Below are 1260 nucleotides of genomic sequence, written 5' to 3'. Positions count from 1 at the left end.
CGCTGCTCGGCACCGGGCTCTCGACGATCGCCATCGGCTTCCTCGTATTCGACATATCGGGCAACGGGGCGGCCGCGGTGCTGGGCACACTCCTCGCGATCAAGATGCTGACGTTCCTGCTGATCGGCCCGCTCGCACCCGCCATCGCCCACCGCGTGGGCGAGAAGCGCCTCCTGGTGCTCACCGACCTGTCGCGAGCGGCGATCGCGATCGCGCTCCCCTTCGTCGACAACGTCGCGGTCGCCTACGTGCTCATCTTCCTCCTGCAGTCGGCGTCGGCGCTCTTCACGCCGACATTCCAGGCGACCATCCCTCGCGTCGTGACCGACGAGCGCCAGTACACGGGGGCACTCGCGCTCAGCCGTCTCGCCTACGACGCCGAGGCGCTCATCTCACCGACCATCGCCGGAGCGGTGCTCGTATTCGCCCCCTCGGCGGCGCTCTTCCTCGGCACGAGCGCCGGCTTCCTCGGCTCGGCGGCGCTGATCCTCTCGGCCGCGCTACCGAAGAGCGTCGCCGGTGAAGAAGATACGGTGCGCCGCGAGATCACCCGCGGCACTCACCTCATGGCCACGGTGCCCGAGCTGCGCGGGGTGCTCGCCATCTACCTCGCCCACGCATCGGTCGGCGCAATCACGATGGTGCTCACAGTTCCCCTCGTGCTCGGCGGGCTCGGCGGAGACGAGGGCCAGGCAGCCGGCCTGCTTGCCGTCTACGGTGCGGGATCCATCACCTCTGCGGTGTTCATGCCCGCCATCGTGGCCCGCATCGGCCCGCGTTCCTACATCTTCGCGGGCCTGCTCGTCATGAGCGCCGCCATGCTCTTCGTGTGGCCCATCCTCTCCTGGCATCCGGGCACGGAGGCGCTCCCCTGGCTCGGGGCCGTGTGGTTCTTCGCGGGGCTCGGCAACTCCGCGGTGCTCGCTCCGATGGGACGCGTGATCCGCGACTCGGTGCCCGATGAGGACCTGCCCCACGTCTTCGCCGCCCAGTTCTCGCTCGCTCACGGCTGGTGGCTCATCAGCTACCCCGTAGCCGGCTGGGGAGCGACCGCGCTCGGCTACGGCCCCATGACACTGCTCCTGGCAGCCTTCTCCCTCGCCGCCCTCGGGTTCTCGGCCAGACTGTGGCCCGCACCCGAGAAGCTCACGGTCGCATAGGGCAGGATGGAGACCAGAAGGGAGATTCGCCATGGGTAAGCCAGCAGAGACCCCGCCCCCGCGGCAGCCCACCGCGGCCGAACTCGATCACGCCGCGGCG

General features: G+C 69.7%; 1 protein-coding gene. It reads left to right on the top strand.

Features of this window, described 5'->3' with window-relative positions; all coding sequences use genetic code 11:
* Positions 1 to 1160 (top strand): MFS transporter (locus tag ACYVIH_RS19395; RefSeq protein ID WP_460871185.1); only part of this gene is annotated, 1160 nt, incomplete at its 5' end.
* Positions 1161 to 1260 lie beyond the last annotated feature (100 nt).

This window comes from Nocardioides pakistanensis, assembly GCF_054781215.1.
The sequence above is the reverse complement of the archived record's forward strand: the minus strand, read 5'-3'. Positions and strand labels throughout refer to the sequence as shown.